Here is a 20241-nt window from a genome sequence, read left to right on the forward strand (position 1 = left end):
CTTCCGGATAGGGGAAAGCCTTTTAGCCAGCGGTCTATGCTTTGCCATACACAAGAGCAGCTGGATTGAAGGAATTCCAAGTTTTTGAGTTTTTAGAAAGGGTAAATGCGCCTGTTATTGCATCAGCATCAAAATGGAGCGTGTTGATGGTGTTTTTGCAGCTTAAAAAAAGTCGATGCAGCAATGATGTTAGAAAAAAATAAAAAGTTGAATAGGTTTTTCTAAATATATAATTTTATTAATTTAATTTAACAAAATAGAGGGTTTGAAAATTATCAATAATCGGCAGATTTTGAAAATAGGATGAACTTGCGTTCATCTCTCAATAATTTTTCAGCAGGAATTAATCCCGACGTTCATCCTAGGCTTTACTTATTTGGCGAAATGTCACATAATGTGCTCATTAGATCAGCTTGATTGCTTTTTTTGTGATCCCTGACTGATTCTCCACAATTTTTTGTTTTATCCGCCCAGCTTTCCCCAAGGTTGGGCTTTTTTTTGCCTGAAATTTAAGATAATTAAGTAAAACTAATTAGTTTGGTGAGAAATTTTTAAAAAAGCAGGATAGGAAGCTTAGTTATGAGTTTACGCACTAATATGGTGCAATAATTTCAGAAAAAGTGAATGCTTGAAAATGAAATGGGCAAAAAAACCCCCAGTTTCTATTCAAAACTGGGGTTTTCTCGCCAAAATGTGCGGGAAATTTAAAATTACTGCTGAGGATGATTTTAAAATGCCCTAATGCTGTGCATTATGCACCAAATTGTTGCATATGTAAATAATTGAATTAATCCTTGATTTAAAAATAACCTATTTTTTTGTATCTTTATGAAATTAAAAATAAAAAATATTTTGTACAAAATGTCTTTTTCTAAAGTAATTGAATATACTGAGTAACGGGCACTTGGGGGACAGGCTTGCTTTTATTTGAACTGTAATACAGCCAAATAGCACGCAGCGCCTAACAGTGGATTTTCTTTGCTTTGAATCAATCAGGGCACTAAATCATTGCGTGAGAGATCTAAGACATCGCTATAAATGCTTTGCGTTCAGAACATATCAGCAGCCGTTTATGGATAGCGATGCTTGTCATTGTCCTGTCTGTGTCTTTAATCGGTTTGCCGCTGATTGTGAGCAGCTACCGCAGCTATCAAAAAAGTGCCGAAGCGCTGCAGGAAATTCAAAGCTTAAAAATGGTGGCGGAACTTGCCAATAAAATTTCCAAAGAACGCGCGCCCGCCAATAATGTCATGTCCAGTTCGTCAAAAGATGCGCAGCGGCATTATGAGGCATTAAGAAAATATCGTGCTGACGTTGATGGCCAAATTCAATCCACCATTCAAATGCTGGAAAAAACCGGCCAGCACGACATAGCGCAAGGGTTGCGGCAGAATTTTTTGCCGGCATTAATGAAGGGGCGAAAGGCCGTTGACGGCTATATTGCAATTCCTTATGCGCAGCGTGAAATGCGCCAGATGGATGATGCTATTGTGGCCATGTTCCATGCATGGGACCCCTGTTATGAAGCGCTGCAGGATATTGTCCGCAATGCAAAATCGAAAGATGATGCCTTATCCAACTATTATATTTTAATTTTATTGCTGGCCGACTTGCGTGATCAGGCGGGGCGCTCCGCATCCAATATCATGGCTGCAGTGACGTTTAATGAGCGCATACCGGATGAAAATCTTGGGCGATCCATGCAGACCCAGCGCCAGACCCAATATTTGTGGCAGCTGGTGGGCGTAATTCAGCCGGATTATGCGAAAAATGATCAATTTAAACAGCTTTATCAGCAGGTTAAAGATCAATTTTTGAATCAGGGCCTGCCGATTGTCAGCAGCTTAATGGAAGACAGTTTAAAAGGCAGGCCTTTCAGCAAGAGCGGTCCAGAATTGACTCGGGCGATGGTCGGCAAATATACCACTGTTGTGGATTTGCAGAATTATATTTTAGAAACCAGCATCAGTATGGCGTATGCAAAGCAGCAGGATGCTCAAAAAGAATTCATTTATGCCATTTTAATGGTTTTGGTCTCTTTGCTGACAGTATTATTGACCATGATTTATGCCAAAAAATGGGTGTTTGGGCCGTTAATTCTGGCACGGGAGCAATTGTTCAATCTTGCGCATGCAGAAAATAAGGCGCGTACTTCTGAGAAAAAAGCCAAAGCAGATGCCAGTATTTTTGATGCGATCAGCCGGTTGCAGGCTCGGCTGCAGCAGCGAGAAGCCTTTGAATTTCAATTGAAGCATATTGCGCATTCGGATTCGCTGACAGGCGTCGCGAACCGTTTTGCATTGGATGAGTATATTAAGCTGCTGGAAAAGCAGCCAAGCCAGTTAAAAAAAACCTGTTTGATGCTGATTGATATTGATAACTTTAAGCAGGTAAATGATAGCCTAGGCCATATTGCTGGTGATTTGGTGATTCAGTCTGTGGCGGAAAGCTTGAAAAGCTGCATGCGGGCCTCTGATTTGCTGGTGCGCTATGGCGGCGATGAGTTTTTGGTATTGATTGAAGATATTGGCTTAGACACGGCGTTAAGGATTGCGGAAAAAATCCGCAGAACCGTTTTGGCTTCAGAGCTCTTTCAAAGTGAAGAATTTGGGCAGGTTAGTGTCTCTATCAGTGCCGGAGTTGCTGTAGGGGCGGCCAGCTGGATGGCGTTGCTGGCGCGTGCGGATGAGGCTTTGTTTCGGGCAAAGGCGAAAGGGAAGAATTCTGTTTCTAATTAGTTTTTTGATTTGGCATGTTCTCGTTTTACTGTGTGCTTAGATTTCTACTTTGATATGCACGTTCCCATGGTACGTCATAGAGTTGTTTATGAAGCTTTTTACTTTTGAAAGAAAAAAATCTGCAGAATTCTTTAATTTGATTGAGGACATTGCCGTGTACCCCAGTAAGACATTGCGACATCCATGTCGCGGGTCATGAGATTTGAATAATTAATGAAATAAGAGGGCACTTATAGATGCTTGTAAAATGTACCATCCGCAATTGGGCTCATTTCTTAGTTCGGGATCACCAGTCTGTGAGTTTGCATAATTGACACTTATATTTAGATATAATGTTTGTTTTACGTGATTTTTAATAAATTCTAAATATGTATAAATTTGCGTATTTGAAGGTGTCTGATCTTCTGAGTTGATAATATGAAAATCTAACAAAGTAATTTTTTTGTAGTCATTTTTTACTTCACTGGCAGCCTTTCCTAAATGTTTACTAATATTATGTAGAAGAATAGGCGTCATTTTCCCCCATTGTTTTTCTTTCCAAGCCCCCAAAAAAATAAATAAAGCGTATTCAGGTAATATTGGGTTAAGCGTTTCAATATTCTGTTCTTTCCAGTAACTTTCAGTTTGAGTCGGTCTTCTTTTCCATAAGTCTATTCTTTTAGAAAGCTCTTGTATTGATTGATGTTGTTTGAGTGCTTCTCTCAAGCTCGCTGGTGGTTTGGGTTGTTTGTTTAATTGTTTTTCGTCAGCCCAATCGATGAGGCAATCTAAAACCCACCAACACTTAGATGCTACTTCTTTATTGGCAAAATTTAAATCACGCCCATGCAGAATGCCATTTCTATAAGGCATATGGATTATTTCAGTGATAGTTTTTGTTCTAGATGTATTCATGATTGTCTTGAGAAAAGGTAAACCTGTTCCATGAGAAGTTATGCTGTCATAAAGTTCTAGATCAGAGTTTTCAGCAAAGAACCCTAGGTGTTTTGAAATGTCGTTGGCTAGGCCATCTATAAGAGCTAGCAAAAGAGGAATACAAGCATGATAGCGTTCTTCTAAATAGTCTATTTTTAATAAATTGAATAAATCTAAGCGTTCTTTAAAGTGTTCTCGAGAAGCACATTTTTTCAAAATAAAGTCTATTTTGTCTTCATCAATATAGTTGATCAGTAGTTGTTTTGCTTCTTGATATTGTTTATTTGATCCTAAGTATATTACTTCTTCTAAAATTCTTTGACTTAACCCTCCATAGCAAACCCATCCATCTTTAGAAAAAAGATTATTAAATTCGTCAGGTAAAAGGAGGATATTTGCATGATTAAGGATTTCTACCGCCTGATCTCTTTGTGTTTTTATTTCAGGGTTAATTTTGTATATCAAAGGGAGTTTATCAAGCACCTTATATCCAAATTTTACTAATTTAGTCAGCTCTAGCATTGATTGAATTGATTCATTATCTTGAATTTTTTGGGACATATTTATTTAAAAAAAAACGGTGAATGAATCACCGTTTTAGCATGAAATTTAAGTATTTAAAATCCTCCCCAGCCCTCCTTTTTAAAGGAGGGAGTTTCTCCCTCTTTGGTAAAAATGAGGAGCACTGCTCCGCAAGGGAGGAGATTCTATTTCAACATCGGCTTCAAGAACTTCGCTGTATGTGAAACTTTCGATTTCACCACTTCTTCAGGTGTGCCTTCGGCAATAATCATCCCGCCGCCAGCGCCGCCTTCAGGGCCTAGGTCAATGACCCAATCGGCAGTTTTAATCACATCCAGATTATGCTCAATCACCACAATGGTATTGCCCTTGTTGCGCAGCTCATGCAGGATATCCAAAAGTTTGGCGATATCATGGAAATGCAGGCCGGTGGTCGGCTCATCCAATACATACAGCGTTTTGCCAGTATCGCGTTTTGCCAATTCACGCGCCAGTTTCACGCGCTGAGCTTCACCGCCAGAAAGGGTTGTGGCAGACTGGCCCAAACGGATATAGCCTAGGCCGACCTGATTCAAAGTTTCTAAACGGCGGTGAATCACTGGAATGGCATCAAAGAAATGCATGGCATCTTCAACGGTCATTTCCAACACATCCGAAATGTTTCTGCCCTTGTAATTCACTTCCAGCGTTTCGCGGTTATAGCGCTTGCCGTGGCATGAATCGCAAGGCACATACATATCCGGCAGGAAATGCATGGCCACTTTAATCATGCCGTCGCCTTCACAGGCTTCACAGCGTCCGCCTTTCACGTTAAATGAGAAACGGCCAGCCGCGTAGCCGCGGGCTTTGGCTTCCTGTGTCTGTGCAAATAATTCACGGATGGGAGTAAATAAACCTGTATATGTGGCAGGGTTGGAGCGCGGGGTGCGGCCAATCGGGCTTTGGTCAATATCGACGACTTTATCAAGGAATTGCAGGCCATCAATCGAATCAAATTTTTCTGCGGTTAGCGTAGTCGCGCCATTCAATTGGGTTGCCGCCAGCGGCAGCAACGTGCGGTTAATCAGTGTCGATTTGCCTGAACCCGAAACCCCAGTGACGCAAGTCATAATGCCCAAAGGAATGGTCAAATCAACATTTTTCAGGTTATGGCCCGCTGCGCCCATCAGTTTGATTTGTTCATCTGGTTTTGGCGGCTGCACACGTTTTTTCGGCACTTCAATCTTTAATTTGCCCGATAAATATTGGCCTGTCAGAGAGTCCGGATTGGCTAGAATTTCTTCATAGGTGCCTTCCGCAATCACATAACCGCCATGAATGCCTGCGCCAGGGCCAATATCAATAATATGATCGGCGGCACGGATAGCATCTTCATCATGCTCAACCACCAAAACCGTATTGCCCAGGTCACGCAGGCGCACCAAAGTTTCCAGCAGGCGGTCGTTGTCGCGCTGATGCAGGCCAATTGACGGTTCATCCAGTACATACATTACGCCCATCAGGCCAGCGCCAATTTGCGAAGCGAGACGGATCCGCTGCGCTTCACCGCCAGACAGGGTCTCAGCAGAACGCGACAGGCTTAAATAATTCAGGCCAACGGATACTAAAAAATGCAGGCGTTCACGGATTTCCTTAAAAATCTTATCGCCAATTTCGCCCTTCGCGCCTTCCAGCTGCACATGCTGATAATATTCTTCGGCATCGCCAATCGACATTTTGGTAATTTGCGCGATGGTCTTGTCTAAAATTTTGACATTGCGCGAAATTTCATTCAGGCGCGAACCATCGCAGGCATCACAGGCGGCATTGGATAAATATTGCGCCAAATCTTCCCGCACATAATTGGACTCGGTCTCGCGGTAGCGGCGTTCCAAATGCGGCAAAATGCCTTCAAACGGCTGCACACGGCTGTGGCGGCGGCCGCGTTCATCAATATAGCTCAGGTCAATTTTTTCTTTGCCGGTGCCGTATAGGAATTTCTTTTTGGTCTCGGCATCCAGTTCATTCCACGGCGTTTCCAAGGTAAAGCCGTAATGATCCGCCACTTTTTGGATCATGCTGTAATAATACGGACGCTGTCTGTCCCAGCCGCGGATGGCGCCTTCACTGATGCTCAGCGCATTATTCGGAATCAGCTTGTCTGCACTGAAATGGCTGCGTGTTCCCAAGCCGTCACAGACCGGGCAGGCGCCAAAGGGATTGTTGAAAGAAAACAGGCGCGGTTCCAGTTCAGCCACTGCGCGGTCACATTCAGGGCAGGAGTGCTTGGCGGAAAATACGCGGTCAGCCTGTTCGCCCTTCATCCACGACAAAATAGCAATGTCGCCGCCAAGGCGCAGCGCCGTTTCAAAACTTTCGGCAATCCGGTTGCCTAAATCTTCACGGACTTTAAAGCGGTCCACCACAACTTCAATGCTGTGTTTTTTCTTTTTGTCCAGTTCCGGCGGTGGATCAATTTCCATAATTTCGCCATCCACGCGCGCCCGGACAAAACCCTGGCTCTGCAGCTGTTCAAACAGCGCGCTGTATTCGCCTTTGCGTTCCCGCACCACGGGCGCCAGCAGCATCAGGGCCGTGCCTTCTTCCAGCCTTTTTACCGCATCCACCATTTCTGAAACCGTTTGCGCTACCATCGGCAGGTCATGTTCCGGACAGTACGGCGTACCGACGCGGGCGTACAGCAGGCGCAGATAATCGTAAATTTCAGTGATGGTGCCGACGGTAGAACGCGGGTTATGGCTGGTGGATTTTTGCTCGATGGCGATGGCGGGGCTGAGGCCTTCAATCGAGTCAACTTCAGGCTTTTCCATTTGCGATAAGAACTGGCGCGCATAGGCAGACAGGGATTCGACATAACGGCGCTGCCCTTCGGCGTACAGCGTGTCAAAGGCTAAAGATGATTTTCCTGAACCGGAAAGCCCCGTAATCACCACAAACCTGTCGCGTGGAATATCAAGGGACACATTTTTTAAGTTATGGGTGCGTGCGCCTCGAATACGGATGTGGCTTTGGCTCATAAAAACATCTCAGTTTGCTGCAAATTGAAGGTTATATATGATAGCGCATGAAAAATGTTCAAGTGTAAAAAACCTCGAATTTCATGTTCATATTATGAGAAAAAGGCAGGATTGCTTCAATATGCATTGGCCTGGGTATTGGCCCAGCGGCGGAGAAGCCTGCTAAACTAAGCGCCTTCGGCAGGCGGGGCAGAAAAAGCATGAATTGTTGAGCCCTGCATTAAGGACAGCACATGAATTTAAGAATGAATTGTACCGCGCTTTTAGCAGCGGCAACGCTGCTGGCATTAACGGCATGCAGCAAAGCGCCAGATGCGCAGAAAGCACAGGCGGAAAAATACCCTACTGTGGCAGAGGCCACGAAAGCGCTGAATGCGGAAAGTGAAACCATTGACCACTTGATTGTTCGGCTGGGGCAAGCGTCCTCTGAGGCGGATGAAAAAAAGCTGAGCTGCGTACAGATTCCTGAACACTATGCGCGCATGCTGGCCATCATTGAAGCCAATCAGCACCTGATGACAGCTTCGGATCAAAAAATCCAGCAGGATTTTAAAACGCTGGCGCTTGAGCAAAAGCGGCAATTCGAAAGCAACCGGCTATGCAAGTCATAAGCGGATTCAAAGCTCTGCGCGATGAAATCCTGAGTCAAAATCAACAGTCAGCCTGCAGGCGGACGCTCTGCATCGGCTGGAGAACGGGTAAATGCTGTCCTTATTTTTAAAAAGCCTGCTGGGCGCTGCTGCAGTTTTGGTGATAGCCTTCTTTTCAAAGAGCAGGGTATTTTATATTGCTGGATTAGTGCCGCTGTTCCCCACTTTTGCCTTAATTGCCCATGTGATTGTCGCGCAAGAGAAAGGGGCGGAGGCGCTGCGGCAAACAGCGCTGTTTGGCATCTGGTCTTTAATTCCTTACTTTATCTATCTGCTGCTGGTTTATCTGCTGGCTGAGCGCCTGTCTTTATGGGGCTGCCTTGGCGCGGCTGGCTTAGGCTGGGCGGCCGCCGCTGCGGTGCTGATTTACGCTTGGCAGCAATTTTGAGTTCTGCCGCCTCTGCATATGATCAAAAAAACTGGATGAGAATGAGGGAAAGTATATTTTTTCCAATGATTTGATTGAATAAAAGCTAGACTTCAGAGGGCAGTTTTTGCATATAATGCTTAAAAATTAAATGTTATAAAGATTATAAGCATACGAATATGTTCAATAAAATATTGCCGTTTTTTGCGGGAACAATCATGAGCGCTGCGGCCTGTGCGGCAGATACTAAAATCCTGGCCTTTGAGCAGTTTATCAATCCGTCTGAAAAGCAGGCGTATACAGCTGCAGCGCCTGCAGTCGCGCCGAATGCGCAAGTTTGGTCTGCGGTATATATGGTGGTTCAAGCCAATCAAGCGCCTGACAATACGGCGCTTGGCTTTAAAGTTATTCCTCAGGGCATTTTATTTAAGGCCGCGCCTACGAAAAAGCTGGATGAGTATGCGTTTGAAGGGATCAATCTGGCCAAAAAAAAGCAATATTCACTGACCCAGTTTCAAGATCTGGCTGAAATAATTCAGGACCAGACGGGTAAAAAAATTGAAGAAGCGCCCGTCTTTAATGCTGATCAGGCGCATGTTTATGCAAGGGTGGAAGACTGGGTGCCTGAATATAACACCCAGGCCGCTGGCCTTTCTATTGAATTGGGGCCTTTGCAGGATATGGATGTCAAGGGGCTTTATATCATGGTGGGAGAGGGGGAAAAGCCCAAGGATTTGACCGCGCTTGCCAGTCTGGATCCGATGTTTAAATCGCAATATCATGCTGATACCGCAGAAGCCAAAGCGGAAGCGCGGTCTTCATTTCGCGAAGCCCGCTGGATGATTCTGCTGGTGGTGCTGGCTATGGGGATTTATTTAGGCTGGTACCGCAGAACATAAATCATGCGCATCGCGCCTGAGCCATGAAAGGCGCGCTTGGGCTTTATCTCTTGTGTTTGCCGTAAAGGGCTGATCAACAAGCGCCTTGTTATTTTTTTCTGCAATAAAAAACATTTGAAAAAATCAGGCTGTTCCGCAATTAAGCGGGAGAGCCTTCATCCATGCAAGAAAATCACACGAAGTATTTTGGCTTCGCTGATAAAAGCAGTCATAATTGCGCACATTAAATCTTAAACACATTTTCTTTAAGTTTTACCCAATTTCCCATCTTTCAATAAATTCATAGGTCGATTTGTCATGATGAAACATTTTGGTTTCTCTATCATCTTTACGGTCGTGTGTCTGGGCATCGCCGCGTATTGGGGGTTCACCCATGGGCCAAACGCGGGCATACAGGCCATGATTACCGCGCTGACCATTACCGCAATTTTGGCGGTGATGGAAGTATCGCTGTCGTTTGATAATGCAGTCGTCAATGCTTCGGTGCTCCGCGGCTGGGATCATTTCTGGAAAATGATCTTTTTAACTGTCGGCATTGTGATTGCGGTTTTCGGCATGCGCCTGATTTTCCCGATTGTGATTGTTGCAGTCACTGCGGATATGGGCATGCTGGAAGTGGTGAAAATGGCCTTGAATGACCCGATTCACTATTCAGAAAAGCTGATGGCGCATCATGCGGAAATTGCCGCCTTTGGCGGCGCGTTCCTGATGCTGGTATTCCTGAACTTTTTCCTGGATGAAGGCAAGGATACCCATTGGTTTAAGTGGCTGGAAGCGCGTTTGGCCAATCTGGCCAATGTGCCGGCGATGTCTGCTTTCTTGGCGCTGATTGCGCTGTTGATCATGGCGGCGAATGTCGAAGAAGCGAAGCGTTTAGTGGTGACGCTGGCGGGCATATGGGGCATTGTGATTTATATTGGCGTACAGGTGCTGAGCCATTTGCTGGGCGGTGAACCGGAAATTGATGAAGAAGGCAATGCGGTCGCGCATGATGCCAGCGGTGCGACAACGGGCATTGTCAAGGCCGGCATCGGCGGTTTCCTGTATTTAGAAGTGCTGGACGCTTCATTCAGTTTTGACGGCGTGATTGGCGCATTTGCGATTACTTCGGATGTGGTCATCATTATGCTGGGCCTTGCCATTGGCGCCATGTTTGTGCGCTCAATGACCATTTATCTGGTCGAAAAAGGCACATTGGATGCATACATTTTCCTTGAGCATGGCGCGCATTATGCGATTGGCGCTTTAGCATTCATCATGCTGGCCAGCGGTACAGGCGTGCACGTGCCGGAAGTGGTGACAGGCTTAATTGGTGTGGCATTTATTGTGTGGGCAGTGATTGCATCTATTCAATACAAGAAGCGCCAGGAACAGCATCGTTAATTTTCACTTCATAAAGACGGGCTACAATCTAAGGGTGCATAAATTGCACCCTTTTTTATTGCAGGGTGAGTGCATGAATACATCAGCACCGGCAGCCGGAATGATGTAGGATATCCTCATCTGTTGACCCTTTAATTTACGCTTATTGATATGATGAATGCTTTAGAACGCCGCTCAACTTTTGCCCTAAGCAGTATTTTTGCATTGCGCATGTTGGGCCTGTTCATGATTATTCCTGTATTTTCCGTGGCAGGACAGTCTTATCAATACGCGACACCTGCGCTGATTGGTTTGGCGGTAGGCGTGTACGGCTTAACTCAGGCAATTTTACAAATTCCTTTCAGCCTGATTGCTGACCGCTACAGCCGGAAGCCTTTGGTGGTGATCGGCCTGTTGCTGTTTGCATTGGGCGGCGCGATTGCGGCCATGTCTGAGACGATTTACGGGGTGATTATTGGCCGCGCCATTGCGGGCGGCGGCGCCGTTTCTGCGGTGGTGATGGCGCTTTTGGCCGATGTAACCCGTGAAGAACAGCGCACCAAAGCCATGGCCGTTATGGGCATGAGCATTGGCCTTTCTTTTGTCGTGGCATTCAGCTTAGGGCCTTGGCTGACAGGTCTGGTGGGGATTTCTGGTTTATTCTGGGTGACAACCATTATGGGTTTGGCCGCGATTTCGATGCTGCTGCTGGTGCCAAAAGTCACCCGCCATCATCGGAATTATCAGCAAGGCTACCTGACCCAGCTGAAGCAAGTGCTGAAAATGGGCAATCTCAACCGCCTGCATGTGTCGGTATTTTCACTGCATCTGCTGCTGACGGCAATGTTTATCTATGTGCCGTCTCAACTGATTGATTTCGCCAAAATTCCTTTATCCAGCCATGGCCTGGTGTATCTGCCCTTATTGGTAATCAGCCTGTTTTTTGCCTTTCCGAGCATTATTCTGGCGGAAAAATACCGCCAAATGCGCGGCATTTTCCTCACTGCGATTGGCGGCATTATTTTGGGGCTGGCGGTGCTGATTTTCGGCTATGAGTCGAAATATGTGCTGCTGGCGGGTTTAGGCCTGTTCTTTATCGCCTTTAATGTCATGGAGGCGCTGCTGCCGTCGTGGCTGTCGAAAGCTGCGCCGATCCAGTCGAAAGCCACCGCGATGGGCGTAAACGCCAGCGCGCAATTTTTGGGCGCATTTTTTGGCGGTATGATCGGCGGACAGCTGCTGCTGCTGAACAATACGGCAATGGGCTGGAGCATTTTAACCGCGATTGCGGTCATTTGGCTGCTGATCAGTTTCGGCTTGGCGCAGCCGCGCTATTTGTCTTCACTGGTTTTGCGCTTGCCTGAGGCGAAACAAACAGATGAATGGACTTCTCAGCTTTTAGCGATTCGTGGTATTGAAGAGGTCGTGGTGATGTCTGACCAGCAAGTGGCCTATGTCAAGGTTGATAAGCAGCAAATAGATGATGCTGCGCGACAACATTTAACGCACTTGTTCGGGAAAGAGGTAGCCATTTAAGCATAACTCTTATAAAGTAAATAATAGAAATAGATAGGATGTAAACATCAGATGCGCGGTGTAAATAAAGTTATTTTAGTCGGTACATTAGGCCGAGATCCAGAAACAAAAACTTTCCCGAACGGCGGTTCGCTGACTCAGTTCTCGATCGCAACCAGCGATTCTTGGACAGATAAAAGTACAGGCGAACGTAAAGAGCAGACCGAATGGCACCGTATTGTGCTGCACAACCGCTTAGGTGAAATTGCGCAGCAATACCTGCGCAAAGGCTCTAAAGTGTACATTGAAGGTTCTTTGCGCACCCGCCAATGGACCGACCAAAACGGTCAAGAGCGCTACACCACAGAAATCCGCGGTGAACAGATGCAGATGCTGGACAGCAGCCGTCCGCAAGGTGAGCAAGGTCAAGGCTTTGAGCAGCCGCGTTTTAACAATAACAATGGCCAGCAAGGCGGTTATAACAATAACCAGTCTGGCGGTTACGGCAATCAGGGCGGCAATAGCCAAGGCGGTTACGGCAATCAAGGCGGCAATAATCAGGGCAACGGCTATGCCAACAACAACCCGAGCGGTTTTGCGCCTAAAGCTCCAGCAGCGCCAGCGGCTGCTCCAGCAGATTTGGATGATGACCTTCCGTTTTAATCTGCTAACTTGCTGAAAAAATTAAAAACCCTTTGCTTCTGCAAAGGGTTTTTTGTTTGATCTCTAGCCCCAAAAAGCGATAACCTAAGTTGGAGAATCAATAAGAAACCAAGGAAATCAAATGAAAAAAACATACTGGGGCGCCGCTTTTTTGATTTGCGCAGCGGTGAATGCGCATGCTGCGTCAAAAACAGGCCATTGGGTCAGCGTCTATCAGGATGAGTATGGAACTGCGCTGGCAGATATTCATTCTGCGGCAGCAGCGGCGTTGCCGGAACAGGCAGGATTAAAAAAATTTGGCTATAAATATGTGTATACCTATGGCGTGCCATCTCTAAAGATTGAACCCAAAGGCTATGTACAGGCAGTGCATGTGGTGAATTGCGCAGCACAAACGCGCGCATACCTTCTTAGCCAGCGCTTTAAGGCCAATGGAACAGCTATGGAAAAAGCGGTTGAAATGCCGGGATATTTTGAACCGATGGATTTAAGCTCAGCAGAAGTGAATGCACTGTATCAGTATATTTGCAAGGCAGCGCCTTAAGCCGCTGCCATAGAGTGAATCTATGGGCTTATGCCAAATGGAGGGCTGGGAAGAATTTCAGCCCGCATGCCTTGGGGGTGAATTTTATCGAGCAATATGGGCGTTTTTAAGGCCGGTTGCTGTAAAGGTATGAGTCCATGATTGAAAAATAAGGCCTCCTGCTGTAAATACTTTTTTATGCGCGTTTCAAAAGATCCGCCGGATACGCTTTATGGCAAGGGATAGCGCTTCCTCCCTTGGTCATTTGATGAGATAAGCATGCTTATTGAGAACGGCAGATCATCATTAAACGGCATTCACATTGCAAATATGCGCTGATTTTACGTTTTTAATGATACCCACATCATAATGACGGCTTTAAATACGACTTCATTTTGGCTGTTTCTGACTTCGACATTTACCGGATAATCACTGCCGTCTGCCCATGTGAAATCGGCTATGGCCGGTGCCGCGGCTGCTGTTAAATCAGTTTCGGCTTTTTTCAAATATTCGACCGTCATGCCCTTTGGAATCCAGCGGTGCGTAGAGGGTACAGTGACATCTGTCATAGAGCCGCCTGCCAGCTCTGCCATGTTGCACATGGCTATGGCATGGACAGTGCCGATATGATTCAGCACAGCGCGCTGCTTCTTGATTTTAATTTCACAGTAATTCGGTTCCAGCTGTACAAAGAGCGGGGCGATGCTGCTGAAATAAGGCGCTTTCAGGCAAAGTAATTTTGAGAACGCCCATTTTCCGCCTGGCGCGCCCGCCAGTTTTTTCCATACTGTAAGAGCTTGGCTCATTGGTTTATTCCTTAGATGTTTGAACAGAGTGTAAAACAGAATAATATTCTGTAAATATGGCTGCGCAGACGGATGCGTGCTTTTAAAATGCCATCAATGAATTATCATGGGTGCAGAACAACAGGCGGATGCCATTATGCAGAATCAGCAATTGCTGGAACGGGTGTACCGCGGCAAAAGATTTGCGCTAAAGCGCCAGATCTTGGCGGAAGCGCTGCAGTGCTTTTTAGAACAGGGCATTGAAACCGCCTCCATTGAAATGATCCGTGAGCGTTCCGGCGCCAGTGTCGGGGCGATTTACCATCATTTTAAGCATAAGGAAGGTTTAGTGGCCGCACTGTATGTTTGCGCAATTGAAGATCAGGCCGAACGCCGCGATCAGGCTTTGCGGTCTGCACAGAATCTGCAGCAGGGCATTCAAATCATTATTGCAAGCTATATTGATTGGGTCATGGACTATCCTGATTTTGCCCGTTTTTTATATGCAGCCCATTTCAGTATTTCGAAAAGCGCGCAGCAAGAAGAGCTTAAGCAGAAAAATGCAGCGCGCAATCAGCATCTGCTGGCGTGGATGAAACAGCAGCAAGATTATGCGGTAATTCAGCAGGTTCCGCATGAACTGTTTTTATCATTGATGGTGGGTTCAACAGAAAGCTACTGCTGTGCATGGCTATCCGGGCGGGTAAAAACTGCGCCGAAAAGCTATAAAGCGGCTTTTGCTCTGGCGGCTTGGAGCGGCTTTGAACAGCTGCAGGCGCAAAATGCCGCAGCGGAATGATCTATTTTGCCCGCTAAAGCCCAAACGGCGCGAAACATAACTGCTTTCGATTAAAATCGACAAATCAATTGAAAATATTAATCTAATAATTCGATTGTTATTATAAAAAACAACTGTTTTACCAATTTTAAAATCTTGCGTATTCTAGCTTCAACAGATAAGCACTCCCCCAAAAATGTTGAAGAGGAATATGAAATGAGCTTGATCAATACTGAAGTAAAACCATTTAACGCAACAGCCTATAAAGACGGTCAATTTATTGAAGTGTCTGAAAAAGACATGATTGGCAAATGGTCTGTGGTGTTCTTCTATCCAGCTGATTTTACTTTTGTTTGCCCGACCGAATTAGGTGATTTGGCAGACCATTATGCCGAGTTCCAGAAAATGGGCGTGGAAATTTACTCAGTTTCGACCGATACCCACTTTACGCATAAAGCATGGCATGATTCTTCTGAAGAAATTAAGAAAATTGAATATCCAATGGTGGGTGATCCAACATGGGTTTTGGCGAAAAACTTTGAAGTGCTGATCGAAGCTGATGGCTTGGCGGACCGCGGCACATTTGTGATTGACCCCGAAGGTAAAATCCAAATTGTAGAAATCAACGCCGGCGGCATTGGCCGTGACGCTGCTGAATTGCTCCGCAAAGTGAAAGCGGCGCAATATGTCCATGCGCACCCGGGTGAAGTATGCCCGGCAAAATGGAAAGAAGGCGAAGCAACACTGGCGCCATCAATCGACTTGGTCGGCAAAATCTAATCTGAAGCGGCACAGCATTCAGTCATAAAAAACCAGCCGGAAAGGCTGGTTTTTTTATTGCATATACTCTGGCAAGAAGCCGGTACTGGCATCTGGCGCAATTTCAGCGCTTCACACGGCCTTTGCTTGTCATAGCGTATAGCCTTGATGATTTTCCGCATTGGCGCGTAGCCCTTCCACCAGATGCTCGACCAGTTTTTCCATGACCAGCCGCTGGCCTTTGCGTGACGCATACACCAGCTGCACTGTGCCGACATTGGAGCACCAGTCTGGCAGCAGGTGAATCAGGCGGCCGGCCTCAATATCCTCTTTGACAGTTAAATACGGCAAGTCGGCAATGCCAAGCCCGTCGATGACGGAATAATATACCCCTGCAAGGTCATTGCTTTTGATCCGGGGCTCTAAAGGAATTTCTATCTGTTCCTGACTGCCTGTATGATGGAGCAGCCACTGATAATGCGGCTTCTGTGTCCCTAAAACAATGGCGGGATAATCATTGATTTCAGTTGGAAACTGTAGGGTATGGCCATTCAGCAGTTCGGGGCTAGCAACCAGGCAATGCGTGGTTTTAATCACATCCCGCACCACAATGCTGGAGTCCTCATTGGCTTGAAAGTTGGTGCGAATCGCTAAATCAATATCATCATGCAGCACATCCACACGGCGGCTGGTCAGTTCCATTTCAATTTGAACTTTTGGATAGGCTTTTAAGAATTGATTCAGCAGGCTGCGGATCTGGTAGCGCATCATGACCGAGGGGCAGCTGATTTTGATCAGGCCCTGCGGTTCGCTGGTTTGCTTCAGCAAGACATTGTGCGCGCATTCCACCTGATCAATAACTTTCTCGCATTCTTGGAAAAACTCCTGACCCAGCGGCGTCACTTTGAAGTGGCGGGTGGAGCGCTGAATAAGGGTCACATTGAATTGCGCTTCCAGATCCAGTATGCGCCGGCTGAGCTTGGACTTGGTGATATTGGATGCATCGCTGGCGGCGCTGAATCCGCCATGCTTCACCACAAGATAGAAATAATAATAATCATCAAAGGAATGCATAAGTCACCAGTAGGGCTGAACAAGCGTGATGGGCTTGAGCATCATACGTGAAATTTCAGGGGCTTAATATGCGGGAAGCGGCCTAATGGCCGCTTCAGGTTTTATTTCTGTGCGGTATTTTGCGTGTAGCTGTTGATCAGGTTGCGGTAGTCGGGGATATGGCTGCCGAACAGCGCGCCCAGACCTTCAATGTCGTTGCGCCAGTCGCGGTGCAGTTCACAGGCTGCGCCGAACCAGGTCATCAGCTGTGCGCCGGCTTGCGACATGCGCTCCCATGCAGAATCACGGGTTAAATGATTAAACGTGCCTGAAGCATCCGTAATCACAAAAACATCAAAGTCTTCTGCAAGGGCTGACAGTGTTGGAAAGGCCACACAGACTTCAGTAACCACACCGGCAATGATCAGCTGCTTTTTGCCTGTCGCTTTGACTGCTTTGACAAAGTCTTCGTTGTCCCACGCATTAATTTGGCCGGGACGGGCAATATAGGGCGCATCTGGAAAAAGTGCTTTCAGTTCAGGTACGAGCGGGCCATTCGGGCCCTGTTCAAAACTGGTGGTTAAGATGGTTGGGAGGTTGAAATACTTGGCTGCTGCAGCCAGCGCCAGCACGTTGTTTTTAAATTTATCCGGATCGATATCGCGAACCAGTGAAAGCAGTCCAGTTTGATGGTCGACTAAAAGTACGGCTGCATTATCTTTATCTAAACGTACGTAAGGTTTGCCCATTTTCTTTTCCTCAGAAATTCGATGCATGATATGAATTGCGCGTGATGCAATTCCAGAGCGGGGCATTATGCCCGGCATGTAAAATGCTCTAAGCCCAGCGTCTAAAGCGCAGATGTAAAGCCTTGCGCTGTTTAAAAGCATAGGGCTAAAGATAGGATAATCCCAGCGTAGAAATGAGAAAAACAATCCTAATTACGGGATGATCTGAAGATGAAGCATAGCGCTGTCCAATTGGATGCTTATTTTTAAATAGATTGTTTTATTTATAGGATTGTGTGTGCTGATTTGAGGCTACCCGCCAGCATGGTAAAAGGCTACGATAGATCCCATATTCATCCTATTGCAGATAGGAGTCAAAAGATGAAAAAAGTTATCGGTGTCTACCGCAATCATCAAATGCATTGGGTCGGTGACGGCTTCCCAGTGAAAAATCTGTTTTCTTATGACCGTTTAGGTCAGGCCATCAGCCCGTTCCTGCTGCTCGATTATGCCGCGCCGTATCCTTTTGCGCCAACGGCTGAACAGCATGGTGTCGGCTCGCACCCGCACCGCGGTTTTGAAACAGTGACTCTGGCCTATCAAGGTGAAGTTTCACATAAAGATTCGGCGGGCGGCGGCGGCACGATTCAGTCTGGAGATGTGCAGTGGATGACTGCGGGCGCTGGCGTGGTGCATGAAGAATTTCATTCTCCGGACTTTGCCAAAAATGGCGGCGTGTTTGAAATGGTTCAGCTTTGGGTGAATCTGCCGGCAAAGGACAAAATGACCGCGCCGAAATATCAGGCGATTTTAAAACAGGATATTCCAGTGCTGGAGTTTGCGGATCAAGCCGGGCATCTGCGGGTGATTGCAGGTAAATATGCAGGGCAGCACGGGCCAGCCAGCACGTTCAGCCCAGTGAATGTTTGGGACGGCGTTTTAAAAGCAGGCCATGCAGAGCTGATGCATGTACCTGTAGACCACAATGTTCTGCTGGTGCTGCTGGAAGGTGAATTGCTGCTGAATGGCGTGCAAAAAGTTGCAGACAGCTCGATTGTGATGTTTGCCCAAGACGGCGATCCAGCCCTTCAGCTGGAAGCGGCACAGGATGCGAAATTTCTGCTGCTGACCGGTAAAGCACTGAATGAGCCTATTCAAGGCTATGGCCCTTTTGTAATGAACACCAAAGATGAAATTATTCAGGCATTTAATGATTTCAATAATGGTAAGTTTGGCGAAATTCCAGTACCGGCTTAATGCTGTTTAGATCGGCTGCAGTGAATGAAAAAGCCCCTGAAGTAATTCGGGGGCTTTTTTTTTCGCTGCCGCTGCTCTTGCTTCGCCTTATTCAAAAGCGTGATGTGCATAAATTTCAGGATGAGATGCTTTTTAGCAGCGCCTATCCGCCTTCAAGTCAAACGCCCATTGAAAAAAAGGTCAACTGAATCATTTTGTTTCTCAACCGCTTGACTGGGATTTTATAAATGAAATTAGCTTGATGATGCATGCAGCGGTGCCTTTTCAGATGCTGAAAAATGGAAAATCCGCTTTTTGTGGGTTTTTGTATCCGCTGCTGAAAAAACCGTATTCTGGTAGTTTTTAATAACCTGTTTTTTACTGGCATGGGTCATAATTTTATAAAAGTTTGACACATGGAATAGCAGATTGGATATTGCAGTCATCGGCAGCGGCATGGCTGGGCTTGCTGCCGCAAGAATTCTAAAAGACGCAGGGCATAAGATTACAATTTTTGAAGCGTTGCCTGGACGCGGCATGGACAGTCACAGCACCGAATTTGAAGGCGGCCTGATTGATGCACCGCTGCGGGTGATGAATCCGCATCTTTGGAGCAATACGCTAAGCTTAGCCGCGTACTTAGGCATTAAAACCTTCCCTGTCCGCACCTATATGGCCTGCAGCTGGCTGTTTGAAGATAAGACCGAAACCTGGCTGACGACGACACGCAGCCGCATCGGCAATTTCCCGATTATCAATAACCGCAAAGGCATTCAGCAGTATGGCTGGCGCTTGGTGAAGGGCATGCTGCAGCTGAAAACGGCCATTGCGAAATTTTTCAAATCCAAAGATCAAGACATCACTTTGGCGGAATTCATCAACCGCAATGAAATTGAAGAAGTGTTCTGGCATGGTGCGGTCATGCCAGTGCTGTATACCATCTGCACCTGCAACCCGAAAACTATTGGGGAATGGCCGGCAAAACCGCTGCTGGTATTCTTGCGTCAATTGACGGATGGCGATGCGCTGCTGCGCATTCAGGGCGGCACGCCTGCACTGGTGAATAAGCTGATCGAAGGCATTGAGATTGTCAGCGGTTCAGCGATCACGTCTGTCAAAGAGCAGGGTGAAAAAGTGCTGGTAGAAAACAATCAAGGTCAAGTGACTGAATTTGACCGTGCCGTGGTGGCGACGCCAACGACAAAAATAGAAGAATTTTTAGATAAGGCGCAGTTTGCGGATGATATCGCGCTGCTGAAAAAATTCAAATTTGAGCAGGGCGATTTGGTGATTCATACCGATCAGACGGTAATGCCGCCAAAACGCAAAGACTGGGCAGTGCTCAGCTATATGATGGACCGTAAATTCACCAAGCAGCAATTTACCGTGTGGCTGAACTCGATTGAGCCAAGCTTGGTCGGTAAAACGCCTATTTTCCAAACATGGCGCCCTGTGACGCCAATTGACCCGAAAAAAATCATTTCTAAGGTCACATTAACCCGGGCAGTGGTGGATTCTGATACCGTTGCGCTGAATAAAGAACTGCAGCAGCGCCATAAAGCGCAAGACCGCAAAGTGTTTTATTGCGGTTCATGGTCGTGTGACGGCCTGCCGATTTTAGAATCTGCCGTGACTTCCGCGATGCATATTGCAGAAATTTTTGGCGCGCCATTGCCGTTTGTGGGATTAAAACCTAAAGTGGAGGTTGCCCCGCAGCTCGGTTATTAATAC

18 protein-coding genes are annotated in these 20241 nt (G+C 46.5%); 13 read left to right on the forward strand and 5 right to left on the reverse strand.

Annotated features, from left to right (window positions below; genetic code table 11):
* Positions 1 to 1034 precede the first annotated feature (1034 nt).
* Positions 1035 to 2738 carry a GGDEF domain-containing protein gene (locus OKC24_RS04755; protein WP_213073349.1) on the forward strand — a complete coding sequence of 568 codons (1704 nt, stop codon included), beginning with the start codon at positions 1035 to 1037 and terminating at the stop codon, positions 2736 to 2738.
* 210 nt (positions 2739 to 2948) lie between these two features.
* On the opposite strand, the gene OKC24_RS04760 is transcribed toward OKC24_RS04755, so the two are convergent.
* Positions 2949 to 4214 carry a hypothetical protein gene (locus OKC24_RS04760; RefSeq protein WP_131277541.1) on the reverse strand — a complete coding sequence of 422 codons (1266 nt, stop codon included), beginning with the start codon at positions 4212 to 4214 and terminating at the stop codon, positions 2949 to 2951.
* A 146-nt stretch (positions 4215 to 4360) separates the two neighbouring features.
* Positions 4361 to 7192: an excinuclease ABC subunit UvrA gene (gene uvrA / locus OKC24_RS04765; protein WP_265464847.1), complete on the reverse strand. Its 2832-nt coding sequence runs from the start codon at positions 7190 to 7192 to the stop codon at positions 4361 to 4363.
* A 233-nt stretch (positions 7193 to 7425) separates the two neighbouring features.
* Here uvrA and OKC24_RS04770 point away from each other — a divergent pair, with 233 nt between their 5' ends.
* The 7 genes from OKC24_RS04770 (at position 7426) to OKC24_RS04800 (ending at position 13192) form a co-directional block, all read left to right on the forward strand.
* Entirely contained in the window at positions 7426 to 7803 is a 378-nt protein-coding gene (locus tag OKC24_RS04770; protein WP_131277539.1) for a hypothetical protein, read from the forward strand.
* 91 nt (positions 7804 to 7894) lie between these two features.
* The gene (locus OKC24_RS04775; RefSeq protein ID WP_005006822.1) at positions 7895 to 8230 is read left to right on the forward strand and encodes a GlpM family protein; all 336 of its coding nucleotides are present in this window, start codon (positions 7895 to 7897) and stop codon (positions 8228 to 8230) included.
* Positions 8231 to 8427: 197 nt separating this feature from the next.
* A complete protein-coding gene (locus OKC24_RS04780) occupies positions 8428 to 9108 on the forward strand; it encodes a hypothetical protein (protein ID WP_228257556.1) in 681 nt (226 codons plus the stop codon).
* A 297-nt stretch (positions 9109 to 9405) separates the two neighbouring features.
* Positions 9406 to 10491: a DUF475 domain-containing protein gene (locus OKC24_RS04785; protein ID WP_130144391.1), complete on the forward strand. Its 1086-nt coding sequence runs from the start codon at positions 9406 to 9408 to the stop codon at positions 10489 to 10491.
* 150 nt (positions 10492 to 10641) lie between these two features.
* Positions 10642 to 12006, forward strand: a complete 1365-nt coding sequence (locus tag OKC24_RS04790; RefSeq protein ID WP_265464848.1) for an MFS transporter — start codon at positions 10642 to 10644, stop codon at positions 12004 to 12006.
* Between the two features lie 51 nt (positions 12007 to 12057).
* A complete protein-coding gene (gene ssb / locus OKC24_RS04795) occupies positions 12058 to 12648 on the forward strand; it encodes a single-stranded DNA-binding protein (protein WP_130144393.1) in 591 nt (196 codons plus the stop codon).
* 121 nt (positions 12649 to 12769) lie between these two features.
* Positions 12770 to 13192: a hypothetical protein gene (locus tag OKC24_RS04800; protein WP_130144394.1), complete on the forward strand. Its 423-nt coding sequence runs from the start codon at positions 12770 to 12772 to the stop codon at positions 13190 to 13192.
* Between the two features lie 320 nt (positions 13193 to 13512).
* On the opposite strand, the gene OKC24_RS04805 is transcribed toward OKC24_RS04800, so the two are convergent.
* Positions 13513 to 13977, reverse strand: coding sequence for a hotdog fold domain-containing protein (locus tag OKC24_RS04805; RefSeq protein WP_130144395.1), 465 nt, complete (start codon positions 13975 to 13977; stop codon positions 13513 to 13515).
* 106 nt (positions 13978 to 14083) lie between these two features.
* On the opposite strand from OKC24_RS04805, the gene OKC24_RS04810 reads away from it, so the two are divergent.
* Positions 14084 to 14755: a TetR/AcrR family transcriptional regulator gene (locus OKC24_RS04810; protein WP_131277444.1), complete on the forward strand. Its 672-nt coding sequence runs from the start codon at positions 14084 to 14086 to the stop codon at positions 14753 to 14755.
* 195 nt (positions 14756 to 14950) lie between these two features.
* The gene (ahpC, locus tag OKC24_RS04815) at positions 14951 to 15514 is read left to right on the forward strand and encodes an alkyl hydroperoxide reductase subunit C (protein WP_130144397.1); all 564 of its coding nucleotides are present in this window, start codon (positions 14951 to 14953) and stop codon (positions 15512 to 15514) included.
* Positions 15515 to 15643: 129 nt separating this feature from the next.
* Here the strand turns inward: ahpC and OKC24_RS04820 are convergent, their stop codons facing one another.
* Both OKC24_RS04820 and ycaC read right to left on the reverse strand, forming a co-directional pair.
* Positions 15644 to 16567 carry a LysR substrate-binding domain-containing protein gene (locus OKC24_RS04820; protein WP_130144398.1) on the reverse strand — a complete coding sequence of 308 codons (924 nt, stop codon included), beginning with the start codon at positions 16565 to 16567 and terminating at the stop codon, positions 15644 to 15646.
* Positions 16568 to 16668: 101 nt separating this feature from the next.
* The gene (gene ycaC / locus OKC24_RS04825) at positions 16669 to 17295 is read right to left on the reverse strand and encodes an isochorismate family cysteine hydrolase YcaC (RefSeq protein ID WP_131277439.1); all 627 of its coding nucleotides are present in this window, start codon (positions 17293 to 17295) and stop codon (positions 16669 to 16671) included.
* Between the two features lie 360 nt (positions 17296 to 17655).
* Between ycaC and OKC24_RS04830 the strand changes: the two genes are divergently transcribed.
* From OKC24_RS04830 to OKC24_RS04840, 3 genes are all read left to right on the forward strand, one after another.
* Positions 17656 to 18531: a pirin family protein gene (locus OKC24_RS04830; RefSeq protein WP_131277436.1), complete on the forward strand. Its 876-nt coding sequence runs from the start codon at positions 17656 to 17658 to the stop codon at positions 18529 to 18531.
* A gap of 20 nt (positions 18532 to 18551) precedes the next feature.
* On the forward strand, positions 18552 to 18719 hold the full coding sequence (locus OKC24_RS04835) for a hypothetical protein (protein WP_165499143.1): 168 nt from the start codon (positions 18552 to 18554) through the stop codon (positions 18717 to 18719).
* Between the two features lie 220 nt (positions 18720 to 18939).
* Positions 18940 to 20238, forward strand: a complete 1299-nt coding sequence (locus tag OKC24_RS04840; protein ID WP_130144401.1) for an FAD-dependent oxidoreductase — start codon at positions 18940 to 18942, stop codon at positions 20236 to 20238.
* Positions 20239 to 20241: the final 3 nt, after the last annotated feature.

The organism is Acinetobacter entericus (assembly GCF_026168575.1).
GTDB lineage: Bacteria > Pseudomonadota > Gammaproteobacteria > Pseudomonadales > Moraxellaceae > Acinetobacter > Acinetobacter bouvetii.

Excerpts from the sequence above, each read along its gene's own strand:
- OKC24_RS04770 (WP_131277539.1), top strand. The coding sequence starts at position 7,426 with ATGAATTTAAGAATGAATTGTACCGCGCTTTTAGCAGCGGCAACGCTG.
- OKC24_RS04780 (WP_228257556.1), top strand. The coding sequence starts at position 8,428 with ATGAGCGCTGCGGCCTGTGCGGCAGATACTAAAATCCTGGCCTTTGAG.
- OKC24_RS04790 (WP_265464848.1), top strand. The coding sequence starts at position 10,642 with ATGATGAATGCTTTAGAACGCCGCTCAACTTTTGCCCTAAGCAGTATT.
- ahpC (WP_130144397.1), top strand. The coding sequence starts at position 14,951 with ATGAGCTTGATCAATACTGAAGTAAAACCATTTAACGCAACAGCCTAT.
- ssb (WP_130144393.1), top strand. The coding sequence starts at position 12,058 with ATGCGCGGTGTAAATAAAGTTATTTTAGTCGGTACATTAGGCCGAGAT.
- OKC24_RS04775 (WP_005006822.1), top strand. The coding sequence starts at position 7,895 with ATGCTGTCCTTATTTTTAAAAAGCCTGCTGGGCGCTGCTGCAGTTTTG.
- uvrA (WP_265464847.1), bottom strand. The coding sequence starts at position 7,192 with ATGAGCCAAAGCCACATCCGTATTCGAGGCGCACGCACCCATAACTTA.
- OKC24_RS04830 (WP_131277436.1), top strand. The coding sequence starts at position 17,656 with ATGAAAAAAGTTATCGGTGTCTACCGCAATCATCAAATGCATTGGGTC.
- OKC24_RS04805 (WP_130144395.1), bottom strand. The coding sequence starts at position 13,977 with ATGAGCCAAGCTCTTACAGTATGGAAAAAACTGGCGGGCGCGCCAGGC.
- OKC24_RS04760 (WP_131277541.1), bottom strand. The coding sequence starts at position 4,214 with ATGTCCCAAAAAATTCAAGATAATGAATCAATTCAATCAATGCTAGAG.
- OKC24_RS04785 (WP_130144391.1), top strand. The coding sequence starts at position 9,406 with ATGATGAAACATTTTGGTTTCTCTATCATCTTTACGGTCGTGTGTCTG.
- OKC24_RS04820 (WP_130144398.1), bottom strand. The coding sequence starts at position 16,567 with ATGCATTCCTTTGATGATTATTATTATTTCTATCTTGTGGTGAAGCAT.
- OKC24_RS04810 (WP_131277444.1), top strand. The coding sequence starts at position 14,084 with ATGGGTGCAGAACAACAGGCGGATGCCATTATGCAGAATCAGCAATTG.
- ycaC (WP_131277439.1), bottom strand. The coding sequence starts at position 17,295 with ATGGGCAAACCTTACGTACGTTTAGATAAAGATAATGCAGCCGTACTT.
- OKC24_RS04800 (WP_130144394.1), top strand. The coding sequence starts at position 12,770 with ATGAAAAAAACATACTGGGGCGCCGCTTTTTTGATTTGCGCAGCGGTG.